19 protein-coding genes and 1 pseudogene are annotated in these 18,456 nt (G+C 44.7%); 7 read left to right on the forward strand and 13 right to left on the reverse strand.

Features of this window, described 5'->3' with window-relative positions; genetic code table 11:
• Positions 1-80 precede the first annotated feature (80 nt).
• Together BN2762_RS17385 and BN2762_RS17390 are read right to left on the reverse strand one after the other, a co-directional pair.
• Complete coding sequence (locus BN2762_RS17385; protein ID WP_055108168.1) at positions 81-1,031, reverse strand: LacI family DNA-binding transcriptional regulator; 951 nt, start codon at positions 1,029-1,031, stop codon at positions 81-83.
• Positions 1,032-1,215: 184 nt separating this feature from the next.
• Complete coding sequence (locus tag BN2762_RS17390) at positions 1,216-1,566, reverse strand: DUF2200 domain-containing protein (RefSeq protein ID WP_055108169.1); 351 nt, start codon at positions 1,564-1,566, stop codon at positions 1,216-1,218.
• A gap of 99 nt (positions 1,567-1,665) precedes the next feature.
• Between BN2762_RS17390 and BN2762_RS17395 the strand changes: the two genes are divergently transcribed.
• A complete protein-coding gene (locus tag BN2762_RS17395; protein WP_083484990.1) occupies positions 1,666-2,238 on the forward strand; it encodes an SDR family NAD(P)-dependent oxidoreductase in 573 nt (190 codons plus the stop codon).
• Between the two features lie 100 nt (positions 2,239-2,338).
• Here the strand turns inward: BN2762_RS17395 and ppsA are convergent, their stop codons facing one another.
• From ppsA to BN2762_RS17410, 3 genes are all read right to left on the reverse strand, one after another.
• Entirely contained in the window at positions 2,339-4,957 is a 2,619-nt protein-coding gene (gene ppsA, locus BN2762_RS17400; RefSeq protein WP_055108170.1) for a phosphoenolpyruvate synthase, read from the reverse strand.
• 270 nt (positions 4,958-5,227) lie between these two features.
• Positions 5,228-5,692, reverse strand: a complete 465-nt coding sequence (locus tag BN2762_RS17405) for a hypothetical protein (RefSeq protein ID WP_055108171.1) — start codon at positions 5,690-5,692, stop codon at positions 5,228-5,230.
• A gap of 147 nt (positions 5,693-5,839) precedes the next feature.
• The gene (locus BN2762_RS17410) at positions 5,840-6,319 is read right to left on the reverse strand and encodes a GyrI-like domain-containing protein (protein WP_055108172.1); all 480 of its coding nucleotides are present in this window, start codon (positions 6,317-6,319) and stop codon (positions 5,840-5,842) included.
• Positions 6,320-6,429: 110 nt separating this feature from the next.
• Between BN2762_RS17410 and BN2762_RS17415 the strand changes: the two genes are divergently transcribed.
• Both BN2762_RS17415 and BN2762_RS17420 read left to right on the forward strand, forming a co-directional pair.
• Complete coding sequence (locus tag BN2762_RS17415; RefSeq protein WP_055108173.1) at positions 6,430-7,395, forward strand: helix-turn-helix transcriptional regulator; 966 nt, start codon at positions 6,430-6,432, stop codon at positions 7,393-7,395.
• A 111-nt stretch (positions 7,396-7,506) separates the two neighbouring features.
• Positions 7,507-8,325 carry a MurR/RpiR family transcriptional regulator gene (locus BN2762_RS17420; protein ID WP_230202534.1) on the forward strand — a complete coding sequence of 273 codons (819 nt, stop codon included), beginning with the start codon at positions 7,507-7,509 and terminating at the stop codon, positions 8,323-8,325.
• 44 nt (positions 8,326-8,369) lie between these two features.
• Here the strand turns inward: BN2762_RS17420 and BN2762_RS17425 are convergent, their stop codons facing one another.
• Both BN2762_RS17425 and ptsG read right to left on the reverse strand, forming a co-directional pair.
• A complete protein-coding gene (locus BN2762_RS17425) occupies positions 8,370-9,086 on the reverse strand; it encodes an N-acetylmannosamine-6-phosphate 2-epimerase (RefSeq protein WP_055108175.1) in 717 nt (238 codons plus the stop codon).
• Between the two features lie 5 nt (positions 9,087-9,091).
• Positions 9,092-10,660 carry a glucose-specific PTS transporter subunit IIBC gene (gene ptsG / locus BN2762_RS17430; protein WP_074048648.1) on the reverse strand — a complete coding sequence of 523 codons (1,569 nt, stop codon included), beginning with the start codon at positions 10,658-10,660 and terminating at the stop codon, positions 9,092-9,094.
• Positions 10,661-10,883: 223 nt separating this feature from the next.
• Here ptsG and BN2762_RS17435 point away from each other — a divergent pair, with 223 nt between their 5' ends.
• Positions 10,884-11,633: an EcsC family protein gene (locus BN2762_RS17435; protein ID WP_055108176.1), complete on the forward strand. Its 750-nt coding sequence runs from the start codon at positions 10,884-10,886 to the stop codon at positions 11,631-11,633.
• Between the two features lie 93 nt (positions 11,634-11,726).
• Here BN2762_RS17435 and BN2762_RS17440 read toward each other — a convergent pair whose 3' ends face one another.
• From BN2762_RS17440 to BN2762_RS17455, 4 genes and pseudogenes are all read right to left on the reverse strand, one after another.
• Complete coding sequence (locus BN2762_RS17440) at positions 11,727-12,311, reverse strand: YdhK family protein (protein WP_055108177.1); 585 nt, start codon at positions 12,309-12,311, stop codon at positions 11,727-11,729.
• 109 nt (positions 12,312-12,420) lie between these two features.
• Positions 12,421-12,939 carry a spermidine/spermine N(1)-acetyltransferase gene (locus tag BN2762_RS17445; RefSeq protein WP_055108178.1) on the reverse strand — a complete coding sequence of 173 codons (519 nt, stop codon included), beginning with the start codon at positions 12,937-12,939 and terminating at the stop codon, positions 12,421-12,423.
• Positions 12,940-12,962: 23 nt separating this feature from the next.
• Positions 12,963-13,415: a MarR family winged helix-turn-helix transcriptional regulator gene (locus tag BN2762_RS17450; protein ID WP_055108179.1), complete on the reverse strand. Its 453-nt coding sequence runs from the start codon at positions 13,413-13,415 to the stop codon at positions 12,963-12,965.
• Between the two features lie 129 nt (positions 13,416-13,544).
• A pseudogene (locus BN2762_RS17455) lies at positions 13,545-14,099 on the reverse strand (radical SAM protein); the annotation flags it as partial.
• A gap of 89 nt (positions 14,100-14,188) precedes the next feature.
• Here BN2762_RS17455 and BN2762_RS17460 point away from each other — a divergent pair.
• From BN2762_RS17460 to arsC, 3 genes are read left to right on the forward strand one after another with little or no spacing between them, the layout of a single operon-like run.
• Positions 14,189-14,515: an ArsR/SmtB family transcription factor gene (locus tag BN2762_RS17460; RefSeq protein WP_055108180.1), complete on the forward strand. Its 327-nt coding sequence runs from the start codon at positions 14,189-14,191 to the stop codon at positions 14,513-14,515.
• 14 nt (positions 14,516-14,529) lie between these two features.
• Positions 14,530-15,822: an arsenic transporter gene (locus BN2762_RS17465; RefSeq protein WP_055108181.1), complete on the forward strand. Its 1,293-nt coding sequence runs from the start codon at positions 14,530-14,532 to the stop codon at positions 15,820-15,822.
• 29 nt (positions 15,823-15,851) lie between these two features.
• Positions 15,852-16,277, forward strand: a complete 426-nt coding sequence (arsC, locus tag BN2762_RS17470) for an arsenate reductase (thioredoxin) (RefSeq protein WP_055108182.1) — start codon at positions 15,852-15,854, stop codon at positions 16,275-16,277.
• A 43-nt stretch (positions 16,278-16,320) separates the two neighbouring features.
• Here arsC and BN2762_RS17475 read toward each other — a convergent pair whose 3' ends face one another.
• Together BN2762_RS17475 and BN2762_RS17480 are read right to left on the reverse strand one after the other, a co-directional pair.
• Positions 16,321-17,742: a sensor histidine kinase gene (locus BN2762_RS17475; protein WP_055108183.1), complete on the reverse strand. Its 1,422-nt coding sequence runs from the start codon at positions 17,740-17,742 to the stop codon at positions 16,321-16,323.
• Positions 17,739-18,449, reverse strand: coding sequence for a response regulator transcription factor (locus BN2762_RS17480; RefSeq protein ID WP_055108184.1), 711 nt, complete (start codon positions 18,447-18,449; stop codon positions 17,739-17,741). Before BN2762_RS17480 ends, BN2762_RS17475 begins: the two co-directional genes overlap by 4 nt.
• Positions 18,450-18,456 lie beyond the last annotated feature (7 nt).

Below are 18,456 nucleotides of genomic sequence, written 5' to 3' on the forward strand. Positions count from 1 at the left end.
GAGACAGCCCCTGGTATCCCCAGCACTAACACGAGATCCTGCCCGGTCAGTTCCCGCTGAAATCCATTTCAGGTCAATAGCTATATCGATTGGCGCACAATAATGTGATAAGGAATCTCTACCTTATCCCTTGACTTCCCAATGGCAAGGTCAAAGGCCGATTCACCCACTTTAACCAATTGATGATCAACCGTGGAGAGGCGCAGCCCAATTCCAACCGGCTGATTCTCTTGGCCAATAATCGCCAAATCCTTTGGCACCTCCAATTGTAAGCTTCTAGCATACTGATAAATACCTGCTGCAACCTCGTCACCGTTCGCATAGACTGCAGTCGGTCTATGATCCATATTAAGCAGTTGCTGAGCCGCTCTTACCCCGTCATCAATGCTATAGCAATCCCTAATATGGTATGCGGGCGGCAGTTCGCCAAATATGTGCTTATATGCTTTTATCGTCAGTTGAGTACTGTTGCTCTCTTCTCCCCTTGCAGTCGTAAAAGCAACCCGGGAATGTCCTTTATCCTTTAGCAGTTGAAAAGTGTCTATGAATGAAGCAAATCGATCCATATATGCACAGCCAATCTCAGGATGCTCCGTAAATTCGCATGCGACGATCGTTCCATACTTTGTATATGGAATAATGCGTTCCCAGGTGTTGGACCGTGAGGTAATGATGATCCCATCCAACTGTTTATTTTTCAGCATGTTAAAATAGCTAAGCTCTTTGTCCGGGTCATACTTTGTAGGCAGGACCACCGTGGTATAATCCCGTTCAACCGATCGGTTAAGCACACCATAAAGAAGTTGATCAAAGGCTTGATTGTTGTTGTAAGGCATGATCACACCGATACTTCTTGTTTCCTTGCGAATCAAGTCTATAGCTGAACGGTTGGGCGTATAGTCCAATTCATCAATCACACGCTGTACAGCTGCGCGCTTCGTTTCAGAAACATAAGGATGGTTATTAAGCACCCTGGATACTGTCGATACGGAAACTCCTGCACGGGACGCTATATCATTGATATTTGCCATTGTCACCTTCCCCAAATCATATTCTTCATCTTTAGTCTTACACCTTATCCGCGTGTAAAGCAACAATAGGCCGCTAGTCCTGAACGCACTTCGTTCATCGCCAAATTGTCAAACTTGACGCCGGCAAACAAATAGGAGCGCTCTTCGCAAGACCGCATGGCCGCTCGGAACACTCCCTCTTTTATTATTTACGCAAAATTTTCTCCATTGCTTTTCCCTTTGCAAGCTCATCGATCAGCTTATCTAAATAACGAATTTCCTGCATCAAAGGTTCTTCAATGTCTTCCACTCGGACACCGCAGACCACACCTTTGATTAAAGCCCGCGAAGGATTCAGTTGGGGAGCTTCCGCAAAGAATGTCTCAAAGTCTGTCTTTTGCTCCAGTTGCGCTTCTAACTCTTCCTGGCTATATCCTGTCAACCAACAAATGATTTCATCGACTTCTGTTTTCGTACGCCCCTTTTTCTCCGCCTTCGTAACATAATGCGGGTAGACACTTGCGACACTCGTTGTATAAATCCGATGTTTGGTCATGATACATCCTCGCTTGTATGTTTTTCTTTATTTTTATTATAGTAAAAATACAGTCGGTTTTAAACTTGATGCAAGATTTAACAACAGGAAGAAGTCCAGATCTGCCTTCAGCAGTACTCTGAAATAGACATTCTTATTAACAATCTTGGCATTTTTGAGCCTGTAGAATACTTTGCTATTTCTGATGAAGATTGGTTCAAGCTATTTGAAGTCAACATTATGAGTGGAGTCCGATTGACTCGCCATTACCTAAAACAAATGATTCACAAAAAAGAAGGCAGAGTCATCTTTATCGCTAGCGAAGCAGCAATTATTCCATCTCAAGAAATGGCTCATTATAGCGCCACTAAAACGATGCAGCTCTCGCTCTCCCGCAGTTTAGCCGAGTTGACTACAGGAACAAATGTGACTGTCAATACGGTTATGCCTGGCTCCACTTTAACAGAAGGAGTAGAAACGATGTTAAATACCCTTTATCCCAACGAGAAATTGACATTAGAAGAAGCCGAAAAGCGATTTATGAAAGAGAACCGGCCAACCTCCATTATTCAAAGGCTTATTCAGCCAGAGGAAATTGCACATTTTGTTACCTTTTTAAGCAGTCCACTCTCTTCGGCCATTAATGGTTCTGCGTTAAGAATAGACGGAGGACTAGTACGCAGTGTGTTCTAATTAACAGTTTTAGCAGCCCTGCTTTGTAAAGAGGCATGAACAGGTCCCCGCTATGACAGCATAGGGGGACCTGTTCACCATTACATATTAATATTAGTCATTACAACAATATTTCGACATACCCTTCTGTTCCATGCACGCGAATACGCTGCCCGTCCTTGATCAGATGGGTGGCATTTTCTACACCAACAACAGCCGGTATGCCATACTCACGCGCAATAACTGCTCCATGCGTCATCAATCCACCTACTTCGGTGACCAGGCCTTTGATGGATACGAACAATGGTGTCCAGCTAGGATCTGTAAAGGGGGTGACTAATATATCTCCCTCTTCTAAATCTGCATCCTCCATGTTTAAGATGACCCGTGCCCGCCCCTCGATCATTCCGGAAGAAACAGGCAGACCTGCAATCGCTTCGGCTGGAAGATTGTCTCGTTTGTACTCCCCTGCAATGATTTCACCATCAGACGTGATCACACGCGGCGGAGTTAGTTTTTCAAAAAAATTGTATTCGTCTTTTCGTTTATTGATAATCTGGTAATCCAGTTCATGGGTGCGGACGGCTTCGTGAAGTTCGTCAAAAGTGAGGTAGTATATATCTTCCTTGTCATGAATAACGCCAGCTTGTACAAGTCGATCGGCCTCTTTCAGTAAAGCCTGTTTATAAACGAAGTAGCGTTGAACCATGCCGTATTTGGGATATTCCCTAAACCCGCTGAAATTCCGGATGAGGTCGATTCTTTGTTTGGTTTCGCAGGCTTTTTGTTCGCCATCTGAACATTGCATTAATCGATTTAATAAGTCTTGTTCTTTGGCCAAAGCTTCCTGTCGCCCTTGCTCAAATCTACGGCGGCTTTCATGAGGCTCAAATTTTTTGATGTTAGCAAGAATGAACGGGACAAGCGCAACTGGTTTTTCGCTCCAACGGGTTCTGGTAATATCAATTTCACCGGTACATCGCATGCCATATTTGTCCAGATAAGCATCGATCGCATTTTTGGTTTCCTGCCCTCCCTCCAACTGAAGCAGCTCATCCCTAAAGTCATCCTCTTTGACCTGTTGCAAATATTCAATGACTTCCGGATAAGGACGGATCACATCTGCGACATCTAATAATGCCAAGCCCATCTCAGATGTAATATTGCCCGGTACTGATTGGGAAATCGTGTCAGCTGCGTTTTTTTCACCCAACCACTTGTTCATGTTATCATTAATCCATGTTGAAGCATCCATAGCAGCCATGATTACAGCCAAACTTTGCGGGTCAAATAAAATCCTCTTTAATTCCTGGATATCCTTGAGGATAAAATCGAACAAATCCACTCCGGATTTCGTTTGGATTTGCTGTTTTAACGTTTCAATCGAGGTTTGACTCTGCTTCATCAAATCAGAAACCATGGACGGATCGGGTTCGATTGGTGCTTGAAAATCCGCTGATGATGTACCGTTATTACTTGGGCCGGGGCTCCGGTCTTTGTTCTCATCCGGCAACATTTTTATAAAATCCCCCCGCTCTATGAGGGTTACAAGCGCATCTTTAATGAGCGGATCGGACTGGCCCAGGGAATCTAGTATGGCTTCACTGCTGGCTGGCGAAGCCAGCAGAGGTGTCACATCGACAAACAGCCTTCCGCCAGCTTCACGCATGGGTGCAGGAGTCGTTAACAGATAAAAAGACAACCCCAATGGCTTTATGGGGTCCGTCATCATTTGCTGATGACCAACGGATACATAGACGTGGTTCTCTTGATCATTCGCTTCAGGGATCGGGAATAACGTCGTGATCGGCCGGCTTTGGACAATGTGGAATGTATCGTTAACCCAACACCATTCGATATCTTGCGGCTGGCCGAAATAAGCTTCGATCTGTTTTCCGATGCGTGCCAGTTGTAAAATTTGCTCATCAGTAAGTGCTTGCGTCTTTTGCTGATTAGGATCGATCTGCTGTGTTTCGGTTCCGCCTCTTTTTTGGCCATAGACGGCCAATGTTTTGGTTGCTATCCTCTTCTCGACAATTTCCCCATCCCGTACTTTATAACCATCGGCGGAAACCAAGCCCGAGACCAGCGCTTCTCCAAGTCCGAAGCTTGCATCGATGGATAGGAGCTTTCGGTTAGAAGTGACCGGATCAGCGGTAAATAAAATTCCCGAAGCCTGCGGGAAAACCATCCTTTGAATGATCACGGACAAGCAAACCTGACGGTGGTCGAATCCATTTTGCATACGGTAGATCACCGCACGATCCGTAAACAGGGAAGCCCAGCATTTGCGAATATGCCGCAGAATGGCTTCTGTGCCGACGACATTCAAATAAGTATCTTGTTGGCCCGCAAAAGAGGCATGTGGCAAATCCTCCGCTGTCGCACTAGAACGGACAGCATAAGCCTGCTCCTTGCCAAGCCGGGAGAGATGCTCCGTCACTGCTTCCACAACATCAGAAGGAATTTCTGCTTCCATAACGGTTTGCCTGATCTTCTTGCAGATTTCCGCAAGTTGGTCTCGATCATCTACGTTTAGCATGGTTAGTTGATCCAATAAAGCATGATACGTAACGTTTTGTGCGATGGCTTGCTGATATCCCACGGTGGTCACACAAAATCCTTCAGGTACATGTATTCCTTCCATTTTTGATAATATGCCTAAATTTAATCCTTTCCCGCCAACGAGCATAAGCTGATTTTTTTCGATTTCCTGGAAACCGAGAACCAGAGAACCCATTCCACATCTCCCCTAACCATTGGATTGAGAAAAAATCTTTGACAAGAGCTTCTCGGGCATGGTATACTCGAGTTGTAAGATGCGACAATTATGCCCGCATTACAGCAGCAATGACGATTTAATTATATCATCGTGCTTCTTTATGAGCAATCACAAAAGAACCTGGCAACATTGCCCAGGTTCTTTTTTATTTTGTAAATAATTCCAGCGTCATGTTCTTGCGCTGCTTTTTTTGACTCATTCATAGGTTATAGATTATTTAACGGCAGCTCAATACTCTCCCTTAATTACGAAAAACGAGCCCCGGATTGTCCCAGCTAATTTAGATTTTTGCCTGGCAAACTTGAACTTCCCTTCCAGCTCCTTGGGAACTTCCATCCCTTCAGAAAGCTTGAAGCCAACGGCCCGCTTCTTAGGGTCATCGATCGTATACAGGACGTTAACCCCTAGACCATCCTCATAAAAAACGAAGGTCCATTTGATATTTTCCACTTGGAAACGCGACGTTTCTAATGGTTTGGCCGCAAACTCAATACCTCGTTCTTCTTTTAAAATCCGGTTCACATAATCAAGCGTCTCCTGGCTTTCACTAGCGGGTACCACCGTAAATTCATGTTTGTATTTGTTCATAAAATAACGGGCTTCATTAGCTCGTAAACCAGCAAGCGCTTCTGCTACGGGTGAAGACTCTAGACCAGCCGTAGATACGTTTTTAAAGTCAACGATATAGGACATGTTCATCTCTCCTAAAAGTTTTGTGAGCGTTACTTCTTTGAACCTACTTCGAGCAAAACTTGCATCGGAAGCATTCACTTAGTTTTGTGAGCGTTACTTCCTCGAACCTGCTTCGATTAACTCGCAGCGGAAGCACCACTGATCATTTTATTTTCGAACCACAGGAATCCATATTTCACCAAATACGAGGCCATTTCGCTGCCCCATTTCAACCGTTGCATTTGGCCCGCCAACATAGGCGAAATTTTGTGCTTCCGGCAAGACTTGTCCAAAGGCAATGCCAGTAAGCATATTGCTCAACTCCTCAGCCGTGTTCCCTTCCCCTTGTACCACTAGATATTCCCCTTTAGGAAATTGAATAACTCTGGTAGCTTCTGGTAGCGTGGCCTCTGTCATGACGCCAGCATAATACATCATTTTGTTATTCACCGCTTCGTTGACGGCAAAAATGTAGTCATTTATAGCTACGGCCTTTAGTGCGTCAAGCCTTCCATCTTGTTTGGCAGCCTCCCAGAAGTCTGCCTTCTCCTTGTTTATGCCAGCATAGTCTGTATAATCGCTCTTAAGCTCAATTCCAATACCTACAACGATAAAGCTGTCCTTTTCCTCAAGCATATAATTTGCCATATTTAAAACCTTCCTCTTATCTAAATTTATCAAATGATTTGTCTTTTCACTTGATGGGTTTATAATAACCTTAAATCATGTCAAAAAATGATACTGTTTAGGGGGGCCCGATGAAAAAAGTTGAAAGGATTAATACCATCATGCGGTATATCAACAACCGCGCCCACTTTACCATTTCTGAAATCATGCGGGAATTTAACATCTCTCGTTCGACAGCGGTTCGAGATATCCGAGAAATTGAGGCGATGGGGATGCCGCTTGTCGCTGAAGTGGGAAGGGATGGCGGTTATTTTGTCATGAGCAACTCTGTCCTCCCCACCGTCCGTTTTACCGATAATGAGATTAAAGCTCTGTTTATTGCCTTCATGGCCACAAGAAATCAACAGCTCCCTTATCTCAAGAGTCGTCAGTCTTTAGCAGAAAAATTGTTAGGCCTCATCTCGGAGAACCAGCAGGATGACCTTGTGCTCTTGAATCAAATATTGCTTTTTGAAGGGACCAACCCCCATAACCCAGATCTTCTTGATCTGTCTGACCTGCCCCATCCGATGTTAGAAAAACTGATCCAAATTCTTCTTGTGGACAGGTATTTATTGCTTTCTATCAAAGAAGACACGGAAATAAAATCTTATCCCGTTTACCTCCTGCATCTTTATCGTGAAAAAAGCCTATGGCAAATTGAAGGCTTTGACTTGGTGGAAGAGAAGAGACGGATTATTCCTGTCGACAATCTCACCAGCGTAGAACCCTACGCAGCGAAAAGAAGATTAAGTAAGAAAAAGATTTTAGAGCGGCTAAGCAAGCAGGAAGAAGTCAGCAACCTTGTCCTTGATCTTGGTCCAAAGGCGATTGCTCAGTACAAAAAATACCATCCTTTAAAATTTTCAATTTCATATACGAACCCGTATCAAACTACAGCCACCTTAAAAACTTTTATCCATGTTCATCATTCCGAAGAATTAACCGAAGTAATCAATTGGCTGCTTTTCCTAGGCGGAGATATCAGAATCAGGGAGATCCCTGAAGAAGTCTTGGCAGGTTTACAAGAGAGAGTCAACCTATACCGCCAACCATAAAAAACCTATCGTGCTGCTGATCCTAAATACTCTCTTTGCATGACAAAATCATCTGTCTTTTTACTTCAAGGCAGCTGGCTGGTAGAATAGAACATATACTAACATAATGAAATGGGGCTTTTTGCGATGTCGTCCAGTGTTATTGATATCCTGCAGCTTGAATATCAACGTTTTTCTGCTAAGGAAAAGGAAATTGCTGATTACATCATGCGAAATCGGTTATCCATTAACAATATCAATATTAAAGATTTGGCTGCGCACACGAATGCTTCCACATCGACGATCACTCGCTTTTGCAAAAAAGCTGGATGTAATACATTTGTCGAATTTAAAATCCGACTGAATCGGGAGGTTCAAAAACCTCGTAATGATGCGGACTTTTTTGTCAAAACACAAAATCTATACAACGATATCATCAATGCTACGGCCGAAATGCTGGATACCGCAAAAATTGAAGAAGTCGTTGAGCTTATTAAGGTATCCCGAAAAATCTACATTTACGGGCTGGGCAGCTCTGGGCTTTCCGCCTTGGAATTTAAATACAGACTCACCCGGATGAATATCATAGCGGATGCCATAACGGATTCGCATATGATGATCATGAGTGCTTCCCTTCTGGGAAAAGACGACCTTGTCATTGGACTATCCAACTCCGGACTGACAACGGAGGTAAGTCAGGCAATGAAGGGCGCCAAACAAAGAGGAGCCACCATTATTGGAGTCACAAATTTTGACCATACTCCCCTATCTGAGGCTTCGGATATTTGTCTATTCACCCCGGATATCGGGCGATCGGGAGACGGGAATTTCATCAATAGCCAGCTGGCTATCATTTATATCCTGGACATCCTGTCCCTTCTCTTGCTTGAAGATGAGAAATTATTACAAGCACGGCAACAAACCCTGCAGGCCTTGTACTCGGCAGAATAACAAAGAGCCAACTTCATCAAGTTGGCTCTTTGTTATTTATGAATTTATTTTTCGGAAGATGCCGGATTTAGCTTCGAGATCTCTGACACAAAACGTTCTGTTATTTGCTGCGGGCGAGTGATTGCTCCACCAACAACGACGCAATAAACGCCTGCTTTAAGACAATCCGCCGCCATCTCCGGTGTCATAACGTTCCCTTCTGCAACAACCGGGGTCTTTACATGCGACACAATGTCCTTGAGTATCGCAAAATCCTGATCATAGATTTTCTGCCCCGCTGTCTCCTCTGTATAACCAACGAGCGTGGAGGAAATCAAATCGAAACCGAGCTGTTCTGCATAAACGGCTTCCTCTCTTGTTGAGATGTCTGCCATCAAATAAAGATGAGGATATTTGTTGCGAATCTCGCTGACGAACTCCTTCAATGTCTTGCCGTCGGGTCTGGTACGCAGTGTTGCATCAACAGCCACAATTTCCGCACCTGTCTCGGCAAGCTCATCGATTTCCCGCATCGTCGGCGTGATAAATACCGGATTGGTTCCGTAGTTTCTTTTTACAATCCCAATTACGGGAAGGTCAACCTGGTTTTTAATTTCTTTGATATCCTGTGCCGTATTGGCTCGGATCCCAACTGCACCGCCTTCTGCAGCTGCAACAGCCATTCTGCTCATGATATACGGACTGTGCAGCGGTTCATGCTCCAATGCTTGGCATGATACAACAAGGCCGCCTTTTAAGCCTAATTGGTCTATATCCTTCATTGTAACTACTCCGTTTCCAAATATTCTTCAATTTCATTCTTGATCACGGTTACCTGAGGTCCGTAAATCACTTGCACGCCATTCCCGACAAAAACGACCCCTTTGGCTCCAGTTTCCGTAAATGCCTCTTTCTGTACCTTATCTTTATCGACAACGGAGACCCGAAGCCGGGTAGCGCAGCAGTCCAATTCCGTAATATTGTCCTTTCCGCCCAACGCGTTCAATATGGCAACTGATCTAGCATGTCCGGTTTGCACAGACGCACCGCTATCCTCTTGTGCACCTGACTCTTGATCAGATACGGCTTCATCCTCGCGTCCGCTCGTCTTCAGATTCAACTTGACGATCAAGACCCTGAACGTGAAGTAGTACAGCAGGAACCATATGACTCCGATGATCGGCACAAATATCCAGTTCGTTTTATCATTGCCCTGCAAAATGCCGAACAGGATAAAGTCGATGAGCCCGCCGGAGAACGTCTGGCCGATCGTAATCTCAAAGATATGAGACAGCATGAACGCCAGCCCATCGAAAATAGCATGGATAACATACAAGAGCGGAGCTACGAACAAGAAGGAGAATTCAAGCGGCTCTGTAATCCCGGTTAAAAATGAAGTCAGAGCGGCAGACAGCATAAGCCCGCCAACGACTTTTTTGCGTTCCGGCTTCGCGGTGTGGTAAATAGCAAGTGCCGCACCCAGAAGGCCAAACATCATCGTAATAAAACGACCTGACATAAATCTCGATGTACCAATGAAGAATTTCTGGGTTGAAGGATCCCCTAGCTGCGCAAAAAAGATATTCTGCGTTCCTTCATAGACCTTACCCGCAATCTCCATGGTGCCGCCGATCCCGGTTTGCCAAAAAGGAAGATAGAAGATATGATGCAGTCCAAGAGGACCAAGCATCCGTAAGAAGAACCCGTAAAACAAAGTACCGATATAACCGGTTTTGTCGACCAGGCTGCCGAGCCCTGATATTCCGGATTGGATCGTCGGCCAGATCAAAAATAGAGCAATGCCGATAAAAATAGCGGCAAAGGACGAAATAATCGGTATAAATCGAGAACCGCCAAAAAATCCGAGAAACTGAGGCAGTTCTATTTTGTTATACCGATTATGCAGCCACGCCGTCACCAATCCGACGACGATTCCCCCTAATACGCCTGTCTGCAGTGTTTGAATCCCTAGGACCATTCCTTGTCCCGCTCCGGCCAGATTGTCCTCGGCAAGCTGACCGGTATTGACCAGCATGGCATTGATGGATGCATTCATGACAAGATAGGACAAACCTGCAGCCAAACCAGCCGTTCCTTTATCGGCTCTTGCCATCCCTACTGCAACGCCAATGGCAAAAATCAGAGCGAGATTATCAAATACAATGCTACCGGCGCTGCTCATCACAGTAAAGACTTGCTGCAGCCAGTCTATTTGCAGGAATGGATACGATTTGATTGTATTCGCATTCGATAAAGCCCCGCCGATCCCTAATAATAGGCCCGCAGCCGGCAGTACGGCAATCGGAAGCATGAAGGACTTACCAAATTTTTGAGCCTTCTCAAAGTATCGTTTCACTTAGGCGACCACCTTCCAATAATCATTTTCACAACAATAATAAATATGAAAACGGTTTTCGTCAAGAAAAATCTTGAATGCCTTTGAGTTAAACGTTCCCATCTTATTTAATCTTTATGCGAGGCTGGACTTTGGTCGAGGTTCAATACCTGCTGAGGACGGTTTTTGAATCGCAAACATTTTCGTTAAAATATAGTTAAGTCTTTTGAAGGAGCGATTGATCATGAATTACGAACGTAAAGTACTGAGGGAAATTGCCGACTGGGAACAAAACATGTTCAAAACGCCGGGGTGGCTGGAAAAAACATCAAAAACCATAGGTACTCGAATTAATCATTTGATTCCCCCGAAGGTGCACAGCGTCATTACGACCACCATACGATCAATCGTTCGGACGGCCCTGTTCGGTGCGGAATATACGCCTAGCCGTCAGGTGGAATATGCTCTGGATCTGGAATCTGCCGATCAAGAAGCGCAAGAGCTGTTTACCCTGTACCAAAAAATCGCGGTTGCCGAAGGTGCTGGAACGGGAGCTGGCGGAATTATGCTTAGCATGGTAGACTTTCCGGCTTTAATTGCGATCAAGATGAAATTTCTGTTCGAGCTGGCACATGTTTATGGTTATGACACCAAGCACTTCTCCGAGCGGGTATTCATTCTCAAGGTATTTCAGATGACATTTGCGGGGCAAGAAAACCGTGCGAGGCTGCTCTATTCCATCCAGAATTGGCATATTGAAAGGGAACAATGGCTTTCTGACGCCGAATACTCCCGCAATATGGACTGGGAGACATTTCAGATCGAGTATCGGGATGCCATCGACTTCCGGAAAATGCTGCAGATGGTGCCGGGAATCGGAGCTTTTGCAGGCGCGTGGGCGAATTACACGATCCTTGAGGAGCTGCGAGAATTTGCCATGAACGCTTACCGCCTGCGCAGATTGCATGATCTTTTTGAGGCTCAGACATGGTAGACTGCATTTTTTAGTTAGAATATTTCATCTGCCCATTAACAGATTACAAAGGCTGCCGGATCCGATAGGATACGCTGGCAGCCTCTATTGTCGTTACTTATTCGAAAGTTCGTCTTCTGTCACCCATTTATGATTTTTCACATCTTCACCGGTTGCCGATGTATAATCAACCATATAAACAGTCGTTTGCTGCGCTGAGTCAATTACTGCCTTTGCCCCCTTCATACCTTCCATGTGGTTCGCTTCTACGATCACTTCATCCCCCGGCCGGTATGCTTTGTCGCTGGCATCCTTGATTTCTTCATGTATAATCCATTTATGATTCGTTACCTTTTCTCCGCCAGTGGCCGGGGTGTACGAAATGGTATATGCGATAGTGTCGAAGGCGCCGACAATGGTTGCTTCAGCCCCATTCATTCCCTCCATGTGAGCAGAGTTCATGACGGCTTTACTTCCTACTTTAAATTTGGGATTTGCCGCTTTTTTTATTCCTACCGGCAGTTCACCGGAACTTGAATGATTCATGTGATTATGGTTCATGCCATTCGTCCCTTCCTGGTTACTATTATTCTGATTCAAATCAGCAGGTTGGTTTTCCCTCTCCACCCGGGTGCAAGCCGCTAAAAATACGGCAAGAACCAAAGTGAAAATTATTAATGTTATTCGCTTAGTATTCATCTGGCCTTCTCCATTCAGTCATTTTTATTAACTTTCCCATTCGATTTAGAAGACATTCCCTCTCTAATACTTTACCCCTGTACCCTATATTTTAATCCAGAACGGATTATTATCCGATTATTTTGGTCATTATATAGTCCTTTTGTTCTTCATCACCCATGTAAAAAGAGTGGGCTCCAGTTTGGACAAAGCCCATTTTCTTATAAAAAGCAATAGCATTTTTGTTTTGTTCCCATACACCTAACCAGACTTTCTTTTTATTATGCTCCTTTGCAATTTCCACAGCTTTATCCAGCAAGAGTTTGCCAAGCCCATGTTGTTGAAATTTGCTTACTATATAAATCCTCTCGATTTCAAGCGAATCATTGCCCATCTGTTCAGACTGTGCATCATTAATGTTTACCTTTAAGTACCCGGCAATTTCCTCATTGGCATAAATTAGATAAAATTCTGATGAGAGATTGGATAGTTCTTCTTCTAGTCGTTTTAAATTAAATGCTCTTTCCATGTAGGCTTTTAGATTTTCAGGTGAATTTTGACTTTTAAATGTCTCATTAAATGTTTTAACACTGATTTCTTGAAGTAAGCCTAGATCTGCAAGCGTGCCCTTTTTTATATTCACAGTCATTGATTATCTCTCCTTTTAATAAATCAATAATTTCTCTGGTTCCCCTTTTTCACAAACTCCCAATCTTTTTCTACATTTTTTCTCACTCTCTGCAGCAAGTTAAAGATCATTTCTGCTTCATCTTCAGAGAATCCAGATAGTGCAACCCTGTTGGAATAATCGTTTTCTCTTTGTATAAAAGGATAAACAGTCTTCCCTTTCTCTGTAGGAAATAGTTTTTTAATTTTTTTGTTATATTGGTCATCCCGCTTTTCAATAAATCCATTCATCTCAAGTTTTTGAATAGCCCGAGCAGCTGTTGTTCGGTCTACCTTTATCATGTCAGCTAACTTTTCTTGAATAATTCCTGGATTTTCACATATTCGCACGAGGTATAAGTACTGTCCTTTTGTAAGATCATATTTTTTAAACTCTATATTACTTATAGAATCCAATGACCTGGCGATCATGCCAATTTCACGTAGAATTTCCTTCATAATTCATCTCCATTCCTATGCCTTTTTCAAATACAGTAAGAGAATGATACATTATTTTTGTTGCAAATACAACAAAAAGCCCAAGTTCTTGTCGTTGAATTGGAACAAGAATTTGGGTTTATAACTTTCTTACGTATTTGGAAAAGCTTCATTTTTTGAAACATGTATCATCTCTTGGGGGAAATACTTCTTAAAATATTTCTCGACTCGAGTATGGATATCTCTTCGGAACCATTCCGATAGTCCATGTGCTTCAAATAATTGAGGCATTCCAAGCCGCTCTGAACATTTACCCATCGAGCCATCCCCGATATTCATTGTATCGATCCAAATACGATCCACGTTTCCTTCCAGCAAGCGAGGAAAACCAGGGGTAAACGGCAATACAGGTGATACAGCAGCCTGCGTGGCTAACCCGGCCTCATGAAGATCTTTTAAGGCTTTTATTCGTAGCTGAATTCCAGGGGCATGAGGAGCAAATATTTGCTTCATATCCTCGCGGTCTGTTTCGATGGTCATGGATACTAAGACTTCACAGCTCACTTGCAGGGCGACTAACAAATCGAGGTCCCTAGTCACGAGCGGGCTGCGTGTCTGGATTTGAAGCAAATCCGGAGGATTCTTAATCATAGCTTCCAATATGCCACGTGTAATATTGGCCTTCCGTTCGATCGGCTGATAAGGGCCAATATATAAGCACTTGATGATATAAGCAACTGATTATATAATGATTTAGTCAATGCTTACTGTTGAAATGAAAAAGGAGTGAGAGAATGATTCAGGTCGAAATATCCATTACTGAAATGGCAGAGACGCTGAAGTTGCTTTCTGACAAGACTCGACTGAAGATCGTTGCCCTGCTCAAGGAGCGTGAAATGTGTGTGTGCGACATAGTGGACATTCTGGAGGCAACTCAGCCTAATATTAGTCAGCATCTTAAGAAGCTGAAGACCGGTGGAATCGTCAACGAGACTCGCCGCAGCCAATGGATTTACTATTCCCTTAATATGAGCGACAAGCCTTATTTAAACGGTATTTTTGACCAACTTCCTTCAATGAGGGAAGTCATCGATGCTCATAAACCAAATAGCTGTTGTTAAAAACTGGAGGTACTATGCTCGTCCTTGCTTTTATTATCTTTCTTGTTACTTTGGTATTTGTTATTTGGCAGCCGAGAGGGCTCGGCATCGGATGGTCCGCTTGCGGTGGTGCCATCATCGCTTTGATATGCGGGGTAGTCCATTTTCAAGACGTCTGGGACGTGACCCAGATCGTCTGGAATGCCACGCTCGCATTTGTTGCAGTGATTTTGATCTCTCTCATTCTGGATGAAATCGGTTTTTTTGAGTGGGCCGCCCTTCATGTGGCTCGTATGGCCCGTGGCCATGGAAACCTCATGTTTCTCTATGTCATTCTGCTCGGGGCGATTGTCGCCTTCTTCTTCGCAAATGATGGAGCTGCGCTCATCTTAACGCCAATCGTCCTGTCTATGGTCAGAGCCCTCAAATTTGATGACCGGATGATTCTCCCCTTCGTCATGGCGAGTGGATTTATTTCCGACACGGCGTCTTTACCGCTCGTTGTAAGCAACCTGGTGAATATTGTGTCGTCTGATTTCTTTGGTGTTGGTTTCATAGAGTATGCACACTACATGATCGTACCTACACTCTTCTCGGTAGCGGCCAGTCTGCTTGTCCTGTATTTATTCTACCGGAAGAGCATTCCACATCATTATGACTTATCGCAGTTGAAGAAGCCCATCGATGCCATCAGAGATATACGAATGTTCAAAATTTCTTGGATCATCTTAACTGTCCTGCTGATTGCTTATTTAATAAGCGAGTTCATCGAAGTTCCGGTGTCCATTATTGCCGGTGCCGCAGCGATCGTCTTTCTGCTTCTGGCAAACCAAAGCCGGCAGATCCAAACTTGGAAGCTTGTCAAAAACGCTCCCTGGTCCATTGTTGTCTTCTCCATCGGCATGTATGTTGTCGTCTATGGTCTTAAAAATGTAGGTTTGACGGATCAGCTTAGCGTTGTCTTTAACTGGGCAGGAGAACAAGGCTTGTTCATTGCAACCGTCGGTACCGGATTCATAGCGGCCATCCTCTCCTCGGTGATGAACAATATGCCTACGGTTATGATTAATGCATTAGCGATTGACGCCACAAATTCGGTGGGCACCCTGCAGAATGCTTTCATATACGCAAACGTGATTGGTTCGGATCTGGGACCCAAAATAACACCCATCGGTTCGCTCGCAACCCTGCTCTGGCTCCATGTTCTGTCTAGCAAAGGGGTTAAAATTTCATGGGGAGCTTACTTCAAGACCGGGATGGTTCTGACCATTCCCGTGCTGCTCGCAACACTCTGCGGCTTGTATTTATGGCTTATGATCGCAGGCTAATATAAAAAAACATAAAGGAGTAATCGAAAATGAGCAAAAAACCGCTTGTCTATTTTTTATGTACAGGGAATTCCTGCCGCAGCCAAATCGCTGACGGTTTTCTAAACGCTCTTGGAGGAGAATATTACGAAGTTAAAAGCGCAGGTCTAGAAGCACACGGACTGAACCCGCGCGCTGTTCAAGTGATGGCAGAAGCCGGTATTGATATTAGCGGCAACAGCTCTGATGTGATCGATAAGGATATCCTAAACCGCGCAGCCTATGTCATTACGTTATGTGGACATGCAGATGAGCATTGCCCCACTATCCAGAATCCGAATGTAATCAAATGGCATTGGGGCTTCGACGATCCGGCGAAGGCCACCGGTACCGAAGAAGAGATCCTGGCACAGTTTCGAGGCGTACGGGATGCGATCAAAGGCCGTATCGAACTATTTGTACAGCAAGGCCGCTAACAACAAAAGAGAGGTTCCATCCGGTCGGGAGGAACTTCTCTTTTTATGTCTGCTGAAGCTTAATTTCGATTCTTGTTCCCCGATGAAGCTCGCTCGCCACATCAATTTCCCCGCCATGCGCCTTCACGATATCATGCGCAATGGCCATGCCAAGCCCTGATCCTTTATGCAGCTCGCCCGTGTTGGTTCCCCGATAATACCGGTCAAAAATCCGTTCCAGCTCTTCTTTCTTAATTCCTTTTCCATGATCCTCGACAACGATTTGAACGAAATTCCCTTGCTTCCGAACACTGACCTGAACCGCCACACCCTCATCATTATGGACGACCGCATTATAGATCAAATTGCTAACTGCACGGCGGATTAGAATTTCATCGACATCCATTTTGATCACCTCGTCGCTGTACCGAAAGTCGATATTGCGATTACCGTAACGGGCATCATTTAGCATGTCAATGACGGCATTGCGGACAAGGCTTACAATATTAAGGTTCTTCAGATTTAGCGTCAGCTTCTTGTTTTTTAGACGCGTAGACAGGTTTAAATCCTCGATCACGTGCTTCAAATAGTGCGACTTCTGTTCAATGATTCCCGCATAATCGCGCATTTCTTCGACCGTGAAATCATAATCCTTGTCCTTCATCATTTCCGCGTACCCCTGAATCGAAGCGAGCGGCGTTTTAATATCATGCGTAATATTCGCGATCCATTCTTCCTTCATCCGATCCAGCTTTTTTCGTTCTGCCTCGCTGGCCTGCAGCTCCTCGCTCAGTACGTTCACGTTATGAAACACATCCTTATAGACCCCCTTGGTTTCATATCGGACGTTGTATTTTTTATGAGCCAGCTGCTTAATCCCGTCAATAAGGCCATGAAGCGGCCGGGTTAATCTTTTGCTGAACAAATAGGCGATGCACAGCGCGATAAAGCCGTCAACGCAAATGACGGTCACAATTCCGATTTGCAGGAACCTCCCGACCGTCCGGATATCATAGGTAAATATATTCCGCTCCAGATAAGGGTTCTCAAAGCCGATCAAATAACTGTAGCGCTCGCCGTTTCCCGAACTTTCCCCGACAAAAACGGTCGACATTAGTTCTTTCTCCATATATTTGTAGGCCTGAACGATATCTATCGGCGTATATTTGGTTTTGGCGCCCACAGGTACGCGGTATCCATACACCTCTCTGCCGTCCTCGTCCAAGATTTGAATCCAGGCTTCATTTCGCTCCAGCGTCTCCTTCCCCTCCTCGGTAATGGCTGCGCCAGATTCGGACACTATAATCTCTTTGCTGAACGAGCGGGTTAGGGACACAACCGAATCATCTTCAGGATAAAGCGGATATTTGGGTGAGTTATTCTGATATAAATACAACCCGGTCACCACCAGGATGTTAATAAAAATGACGATGACGACAATCAGGACGACGGACGCCAGATATCTGCCGGTCAGCCGCCACTTCATTGCGCAGACTCCTTCAGGGCAAGCTTGTACCCAAGTCCCTTTACGGTCACCAAATATTGCGGATTCGACGGATCCTCCTCGATTTTTTCCCTCAGCCGCCGGATATGAACCATGACCGTATTGTCGTAACCGAAGGATTCCTCCCCCCATACGTGGTCGTACAGGCTTTCCTTGCTTATGATCCGGTTCGGGTGCTTCAGGAAATGGGTAAGAAGGCCAAGCTCCTTCGGCTTCAGCTCAATGATATCGCCATTTTTCTTGAGCTCGACTTTTTGTTGATCAAGCTCAAAAGGTCCGGCCCTCAGGATATGCTCTTTCTTCTTATCCGGGCGGTGATCCGTTCTTCTAAATCGGGCCTTAATCCGGTAAGCTACTTCCTTCGGACTAAACGGCTTGGTAATATAGTCGTCGCCGCCGATCGCAAATCCCAGGATTTTATCGATTTCCTCCGTCTTGGCAGACAAAAAGAAGATCGGCACATTCGAAACACTGCGGATTTGTTTGCATACATCGTAGCCTTCGCCGTCCGGAAGCATGATATCCAAAATGACGAGATCGGGCTGCTTGTCCTGAAACAAAGTCCAGCCTTCTTCCGCGCTGCCGGCCGTGAACACATGCTCAAAGCCCTCCTTAATCAGCACGGTTCTCAGAAGCTTTACGATATCTTCCTCATCATCGACGATCAGTATTTTTTGATCTAGCAGCAATTTGGGC

Origin of the sequence: Paenibacillus ihumii, assembly GCF_001403875.1 — a bacterium.
GTDB classification, from domain to species: domain Bacteria; phylum Bacillota; class Bacilli; order Paenibacillales; family Paenibacillaceae; genus Fontibacillus; species Fontibacillus ihumii.

Excerpts from the sequence above, each read along its gene's own strand:
- BN2762_RS17385 (WP_055108168.1), bottom strand. The coding sequence starts at position 1,031 with ATGGCAAATATCAATGATATAGCGTCCCGTGCAGGAGTTTCCGTATCG.
- BN2762_RS17390 (WP_055108169.1), bottom strand. The coding sequence starts at position 1,566 with ATGACCAAACATCGGATTTATACAACGAGTGTCGCAAGTGTCTACCCG.
- ppsA (WP_055108170.1), bottom strand. The coding sequence starts at position 4,957 with ATGGGTTCTCTGGTTCTCGGTTTCCAGGAAATCGAAAAAAATCAGCTT.
- BN2762_RS17405 (WP_055108171.1), bottom strand. The coding sequence starts at position 5,692 with ATGTCCTATATCGTTGACTTTAAAAACGTATCTACGGCTGGTCTAGAG.
- BN2762_RS17410 (WP_055108172.1), bottom strand. The coding sequence starts at position 6,319 with ATGGCAAATTATATGCTTGAGGAAAAGGACAGCTTTATCGTTGTAGGT.
- BN2762_RS17415 (WP_055108173.1), top strand. The coding sequence starts at position 6,430 with ATGAAAAAAGTTGAAAGGATTAATACCATCATGCGGTATATCAACAAC.
- BN2762_RS17420 (WP_230202534.1), top strand. The coding sequence starts at position 7,507 with ATGGGGCTTTTTGCGATGTCGTCCAGTGTTATTGATATCCTGCAGCTT.
- BN2762_RS17425 (WP_055108175.1), bottom strand. The coding sequence starts at position 9,086 with ATGAAGGATATAGACCAATTAGGCTTAAAAGGCGGCCTTGTTGTATCA.
- BN2762_RS17435 (WP_055108176.1), top strand. The coding sequence starts at position 10,884 with ATGAATTACGAACGTAAAGTACTGAGGGAAATTGCCGACTGGGAACAA.
- BN2762_RS17440 (WP_055108177.1), bottom strand. The coding sequence starts at position 12,311 with ATGAATACTAAGCGAATAACATTAATAATTTTCACTTTGGTTCTTGCC.
- BN2762_RS17445 (WP_055108178.1), bottom strand. The coding sequence starts at position 12,939 with ATGACTGTGAATATAAAAAAGGGCACGCTTGCAGATCTAGGCTTACTT.
- BN2762_RS17450 (WP_055108179.1), bottom strand. The coding sequence starts at position 13,415 with ATGAAGGAAATTCTACGTGAAATTGGCATGATCGCCAGGTCATTGGAT.
- BN2762_RS17460 (WP_055108180.1), top strand. The coding sequence starts at position 14,189 with ATGATTCAGGTCGAAATATCCATTACTGAAATGGCAGAGACGCTGAAG.
- BN2762_RS17465 (WP_055108181.1), top strand. The coding sequence starts at position 14,530 with ATGCTCGTCCTTGCTTTTATTATCTTTCTTGTTACTTTGGTATTTGTT.
- arsC (WP_055108182.1), top strand. The coding sequence starts at position 15,852 with ATGAGCAAAAAACCGCTTGTCTATTTTTTATGTACAGGGAATTCCTGC.
- BN2762_RS17475 (WP_055108183.1), bottom strand. The coding sequence starts at position 17,742 with ATGAAGTGGCGGCTGACCGGCAGATATCTGGCGTCCGTCGTCCTGATT.